Annotated in this window: 6 protein-coding genes and 2 tRNA genes; 1 reads left to right on the top strand and 7 read right to left on the bottom strand. The window is 41.5% G+C overall.

Annotation, left to right across the window (positions count from 1 at the left end; genetic code table 11):
- Positions 1-72: 72 nt before the first annotated feature.
- Positions 73-145, top strand: a tRNA-Thr gene (locus CLOL250_RS07180).
- Between the two features lie 5 nt (positions 146-150).
- Here the strand turns inward: CLOL250_RS07180 and CLOL250_RS14320 are convergent.
- The 7 genes from CLOL250_RS14320 to CLOL250_RS07145 form a co-directional block, all read right to left on the bottom strand.
- On the bottom strand, positions 151-1,101 hold the full coding sequence (locus CLOL250_RS14320) for a cysteine-rich small domain-containing protein (protein ID WP_008401612.1): 951 nt from the start codon (positions 1,099-1,101) through the stop codon (positions 151-153).
- 30 nt (positions 1,102-1,131) lie between these two features.
- On the bottom strand, positions 1,132-2,406 hold the full coding sequence (locus tag CLOL250_RS07170; RefSeq protein WP_274922256.1) for a ComEC/Rec2 family competence protein: 1,275 nt from the start codon (positions 2,404-2,406) through the stop codon (positions 1,132-1,134).
- A 111-nt stretch (positions 2,407-2,517) separates the two neighbouring features.
- Complete coding sequence (locus tag CLOL250_RS07165; RefSeq protein ID WP_008401610.1) at positions 2,518-3,120, bottom strand: sigma-70 family RNA polymerase sigma factor; 603 nt, start codon at positions 3,118-3,120, stop codon at positions 2,518-2,520.
- Positions 3,121-3,135: 15 nt separating this feature from the next.
- The gene (rlmB, locus tag CLOL250_RS07160; protein ID WP_008401609.1) at positions 3,136-3,891 is read right to left on the bottom strand and encodes a 23S rRNA (guanosine(2251)-2'-O)-methyltransferase RlmB; all 756 of its coding nucleotides are present in this window, start codon (positions 3,889-3,891) and stop codon (positions 3,136-3,138) included.
- Between the two features lie 15 nt (positions 3,892-3,906).
- A complete protein-coding gene (locus CLOL250_RS07155) occupies positions 3,907-4,365 on the bottom strand; it encodes a Mini-ribonuclease 3 (RefSeq protein WP_008401608.1) in 459 nt (152 codons plus the stop codon).
- Positions 4,350-5,756: a cysteine--tRNA ligase gene (cysS, locus tag CLOL250_RS07150; RefSeq protein WP_008401607.1), complete on the bottom strand. Its 1,407-nt coding sequence runs from the start codon at positions 5,754-5,756 to the stop codon at positions 4,350-4,352. The genes CLOL250_RS07155 and cysS overlap by 16 nt, the downstream gene beginning before the upstream one ends.
- 125 nt (positions 5,757-5,881) lie before the next feature.
- Positions 5,882-5,953 (bottom strand) — tRNA-Glu (locus CLOL250_RS07145).
- Positions 5,954-6,000: the final 47 nt, after the last annotated feature.

Genomic DNA, 6,000 nt, shown 5'->3' with positions numbered 1-6,000 from the left:
AATTTTCAATAACTTTCAGCAAATCTCTTATTGACAAATACGTCATTTTACTATATATTAACTAATGTTGTTGCTACTATAGCTCAGGTGGTAGAGCGCCACATTGGTAATGTGGAGGTCACGGGTCCGACTCCCGTTAGTAGCTCTTTTTTAATGTCCGGATTTATTTATACAGTATTCACATCCAACGGACTGTCCGATACAGTTTTCACAATCGTTCCAGTTCTGTATCAGTGGTTCTTCACTGATCAGATAAATTCCTGCAAGACTCATCATCGGCTCCATTCGTTCTTTATGCCAACTGATTCCAACCTGTTCCGTATCCATCAGGCTGCAAAGAATTCCGGCAGCTTCCAATGGCATTCCATAATAACCGGGTCCAAAAGAAGGACTACAGTAATGCACCAACTCTACACTGTGCTTTCGTTCCAGGTATTTTCTTATCCATTTTCTTACAATATCCATACATGCGATCTGAAAGGTTTCCAGATAATAAGTTCCTAGTAATGAATCCATCTCCTTGATCCGGATCTCCGGGGCATGAAATGCATACAGATATCCCTGTGTAATCTTTGACGGATCTATTCGTTCCAGTATCCGGCATGAAATATTCTTTTTGCCGAGCATAAATCCATCAGACTTAATACAGTCTCTGGAAAATGGCTGCAAAAGTACAGGTACCAGATACCGGTTTCGATTATTGTATCTGGATAAAAAACGCATAACCGTTTTCTCGGCTTCATCCTTATGCTCTTTTCTGCTCTCCGGCTCCATCTGTTCCCATGAAGCAATCTCTGCGATCCGCGCCATGATTTCATCCTTCAGATCCCAAATACTGACGAATACCACACAGTCCTGCTTTTGAAACTGTGCAATCACTGCTTCATACATCTCCGGGCGATGTACGATCGTACAGTTACTGCAATCCCGGATTTTCTGTCCTTTCCCATTTAAGATATAATCAGGACTTCCAAGGCAGTTTTCCTTCAGATACAAGGGGCAATAACAAAACAGACAATTAAAGGAATCTTCATTTTCTATTTTATGGCATGGGAAAAATTCACAATCCCGATTCTGAAAAAATTTGTAATTGTTTTTCATATCCGTTTATCCTCCCATTCTTAACATACCCTATGGATTACAGATCTTACATGGCTCATACCCCTGCGTGATCAGATCATCCCGGCTTCCGATATATTCTTTCTTATTGCTGTCATTCATGCGCTTTACTGAACGGCAGGACGGCTCATGAAACTTTCCTGTATTTGTATTAATAATATAAGTATGCTCTGCTGCCTTTTCTGATCCTGCTTCTATTTCCGTCTGAACTTTCTCTGTCGTACTCTCTCTTGTTACATTATCTGTTTTCGTTGTATCATCCGACAGATTCTGATTTTCTCCCACCCCTGACATATCTGATTGCCGTTCCGGTATAAAAGTAATTGTTTTTCCATCACTGTACGCCTGAATCGTACCATTCAGATCCGTACGATACACCGTGCATCCTACATTTGCCAAACGATCAAGCACTTCTTCGGTCGGATGTCCATATGAATTATCTGCCCCAACGCTGATTACCGCATAACCGGGCTTAACAGCCTCTAACATCTCTTTTGTTGTGGCATTTCTGCTGCCGTGATGACTGACCATCAGAACGTCACTGGAAAGTTCCTCTCCGGATGCGATCATTGCCTGCTCACCGGCTTCTTCTCCATCCCCATAGATCAGGAATGAAGTATCCCCATATGTCATACGAATTCCAACAGAATTATCATTTTCATTATCATCACTATAAGTGATTGGTGCTACTATCGTAAATACCGCATCACCAAAGGTATAAGAATCCCCTGCCTTTGGGAATGTAACAGTCAGGTTCTGCGCCGCAAGCTTATCCATCAACGAATCATAGATCTTTGTATCTGCATCATAATCCGGGCCGATAAAAGTCTCTGTGTCAAATACATTCAACACACCCACCAGACCATTTATATGATCAGAATCATAATGGCTCGCGATCACATAATCAAGTGACTCTATATTCTGTTTTTTCAGGTATGCCACGACAAATGAAGACGCTGACGACGGACCTCCATCCATCATCATGTAATGGTCATCACAGGAAAATAACACCGCATTCCCCTGCCCGACATCTAAGAAAGTAACTGTAAGTCCGGCAAAATCGTCTGTTGTGCCCCCGGTATTCGCTTCCGAGGCTATCTGCTCATCTGACGTAGCTTCCGTACTGTCAATCGATTCTGTTATATTCTCTGTTGTATTTCCTGTCTGATTTTCGTTCGTTTCATCCGATAAATCCAGACATCCTGAAAAAAGCCCAAGGACAAAGCACATGCCGACAATGATCATCACTTTCCTCAGGCCATTTTTTTTATTTATAGAATTTATCATAAGCTGCTCCCCCAGAATCATATCTTTTGCTCAGTTTTTTCATAGGTCATTTGTCACTATCGAATTATTCTTTGCAATTTCCAGACCTGACCCTGTTTATTAAATATATATTTAATCCTGTTCTATATCCCGTAATTTCTTTCGTATTCGCTGGATCGCATTATCGATAGATTTATACGGCTTGCCAAATGCTTCCGCTAGCTCATCATAGCTTTTTCCGGCAAGATATCCTTCTAACACCTGTCTTTCAAATTTGCTGAGTTTTTTATCAATCGCTTCCGCAAGCTTCTGGGATTCCAACTGCCCAAGCATCTGATTCTCCGGTTCAAATGCTTGGTCTGCCTGCAGCTCATCCACAAGCGCAACATCATCGTCATTTTCCGTATAAAATGATACATAATAATTAAGGGGAGAATGCTTCTTCCTATTCGACAGCTTCACCGCAGTGATCAACTGTCGCTTGATACACAGATTTGCAAATGTAGAAAAAGATGCCCCTTTGCTTCCGTCAAAGCTTCGGATAGCTTTAATGAGCCCTATCATTCCTTCCTGAATGATGTCCTCATTTTCTGCACCGATAATATACAGGGCACGGCTCTCTTTCTTTACGATTCCCATATACTTTTTGATCAGATATTCAAAGGCGGCATTATCATTTTCTTCCCGGATCAACCGGATATTTTCTTCATCGGTATTTGTTTCATACACACCCACGACGCTGGTACTCCCCTATTTCACACCCATCCTCTGACGGACAACCTCATATCCCAATACTCCGGCCGCAACCGAAGCATTTAATGAATCGATATCTCCACTCATTGGTATGGATACAACATAATCACATTTTTCTTTTACCAGACGACTGACACCTGTACCCTCATTTCCGATCACAAGTCCCATCGGTCCGGTCAGATTGCAGCGGTACATCAGTTCTCCATCCATATCAGCACAGGCAAACCACATACCACGTTTTTTCAATTCATCAATCGTCTTCGCCAGATTTGTTACCTTAACCACCGGTGTATATGCGATTGCACCGGCAGAAGCCTTAACAACTGTTGCTGTAATTCCGACCGCTCTTCGTTTCGGAATAATAACGCCATGTGCACCGCACAGATTCGCTGTACGAACGATCGCGCCAAGATTATGAGGATCTTCAATCTCATCCAAAATAAAGATAAATGGCGGCTGTCCTTTTTCCTCAGCCTTTGCAAAGATCTCATCGATCGCTGAATATTCATAGGCTGCCACATGAGCGATCACACCCTGATGTTTCCCGGTCGAAGACATCTGGTTCAGCTTCTCTTTCGAAACATAATTAATAATCGTCTCCTGCTTCTTTGCTTCACGCACGATTGAATTGATACTGCCATCATGACAGCCATCCTGCAGATATAACTTGTCAACTGTTTTACCGGAACGAAATGCTTCCATAACTGCATTTCTACCCTCTATCTCAAACTTTTCATTTCTGTTTTCTTCCATGCTTATGCTCCATTTCTAATCCACATCATCAGATTGTAAATGCTCAATCAGTTGTTTTGATTCCAGGCAGTCTCTTGTCAACTCAAATAAACGGTCATATTCTTTATTCAGATAAAGATAGCCGATCAGCGCTTCAAAACCGGTAGCTTTCCTGTACTGTCCTACCGACGCATTCTTTGCCTTGGAATGTGTCTTTGTATTTCTTCCACGCTTATATATCGCCATTTCCTGCTCGGTCAGTTTCTCTTCCAACAGATCGATATAACCTGCCTGTGACTCTGCATTTACGATATGAATAGCTTCTTTATGATATTTGAATGCCTGCTTGTTATCCTTTGATACCAGAACGGTCTTTACTAAAAGGTCAAATACACTGTCCCCTATATAAGCAAGCGCCAGCCCGGAATATTCTGCCGGATTGGAATCTTCTACACCTAATATCGCAGTAAAATACTGATCTAAGCTCTTTTCCATTTTACTCCTTCTCTTGTATCCTCAAGAATAATGCCCTTATCACTGAGCATGTTACGGATCTCATCTGCTCTTGCAAAATTCTTTGCTTTTCTTGCTTCCTGACGTTCATTGATCAAAGCCTCGATATCAGAATCTAACAGTTCTTCTTCCCGCTCTGTAATGATACCAAGAATATCACACAGCTTCTCAATCGTCCGGATTGCCAGATCTACTGTTTTCTTTGGTGTATCATTTGAAATATTGATATTTGTATATTTTACTAATTCAAAGATAACTGAGATCGCATCTGCTGTATTCAGATCATCGTCCATAGCTGTTTCAAATCGTTTTGTATATCCATCTAATTCTGCCTCGACAGAAACATCGGAACCCTCCACATCTGCCGGCGCAAGTGACTTTAACTTGTCAACAGCAGTCAGGATACGTTCCAGACCATTCTTGGATGCCTCTACCAGATCAGCCGAGAAGTTCAATGGACTTCTGTAGTGAGCAGACAGCATAAAGAAACGAATAACCTGAAGTGGATATTTGTCTGCGATCTCTCTTACTGTAAAGAAGTTGCCAAGTGACTTGGACATCTTCTCGTTGTTGATCTTTAAGAAACCGTTATGCATCCAGTATCTTGCAAATTCCTTATCATTTGCTGCTTCACTCTGTGCGATCTCATTTTCGTGGTGTGGGAAGATCAGATCCTCACCACCTGCATGGATATCAATGATATCACCGATATATTTCTTAGACATAACAGAACATTCCAGATGCCAGCCCGGTCTTCCTTCACCCCATGGTGACTCCCAGAACGGTTCCCCCTCTTTCTTTGGCTTCCAGAGAACGAAATCCAGTGGATCTTCCTTCTCATCCTGACCGGAAACCTTAAGCTGATGGTTCTCTGCTCTGTGTCCGGATTCCAGATCATCAATATTCTTATGGGATAATTTACCATAGTCTGCAAAGCTTCTGGTACGGAAATATACAGTGCCATTTACTTCATATGCATGTCCTTTTTCAATCAGTGTCTTGATCATCTCGATCATATCCGGGATCTCTTCGGTAGCCTTTGGATGTGTCGTAGCTTCCTGTACATTCATCGCTGCCATATCCTTCTTTGTCTCTGCAATGAAACGCTCAGAGATCACCTTAGAATCAACACCTTCTTCATTTGCACGTTTGATGATCTTATCATCAACATCTGTAAAATTGGATACATAATTTACATCGTATCCCTTATATGTGAGATACCGTCTCAATGTGTCAAATACGATCATTGGTCTTGCGTTTCCGATGTGGATATAATCATATACAGTAGGTCCGCAGACATAGATTCCTACTTTACCTTCATTGATCGGTACAAATTCTTCTTTTGTTCTTGTAAGAGTATTAAAAATCTTCATGGGAATCCTCCAATAAATATAGTTTTTATTTTCGCCTGTCTTTCATTCGAAGCAGTTTTATCATGCACTATAGATTACGCATAAAAAAGAAAAAACCTGGAAAAAACTTCCAGGTTATCAAATAGCAGTTCATAGGGGAATCGAACCCCTGTTTTCGCCGTGAGAGGGCGACGTCTTAACCGCTTGACCAATGAACCATATATCTTAGCGACTTGTTTAATATACCAGAAGCTACGATAAAATG

Origin of the sequence: Clostridium sp. L2-50 (assembly GCF_000154245.1) — a bacterium.
Lineage (GTDB): Bacteria > Bacillota > Clostridia > Lachnospirales > Lachnospiraceae > Coprococcus.
Note: the sequence above shows the minus strand (reverse complement) of the source record. Positions and strands in the feature narration are given on the sequence as shown.

Bases quoted from the DNA above. Each gene is read 5' to 3' on its own strand.
- CLOL250_RS14320 (WP_008401612.1), bottom strand. From the start codon at position 1,101: ATGAAAAACAATTACAAATTTTTTCAGAATCGGGATTGTGAATTTTTC.
- CLOL250_RS07170 (WP_274922256.1), bottom strand. From the start codon at position 2,406: ATGATAAATTCTATAAATAAAAAAAATGGCCTGAGGAAAGTGATGATC.
- rlmB (WP_008401609.1), bottom strand. From the start codon at position 3,891: ATGGAAGAAAACAGAAATGAAAAGTTTGAGATAGAGGGTAGAAATGCA.
- CLOL250_RS07155 (WP_008401608.1), bottom strand. From the start codon at position 4,365: ATGGAAAAGAGCTTAGATCAGTATTTTACTGCGATATTAGGTGTAGAA.
- cysS (WP_008401607.1), bottom strand. From the start codon at position 5,756: ATGAAGATTTTTAATACTCTTACAAGAACAAAAGAAGAATTTGTACCG.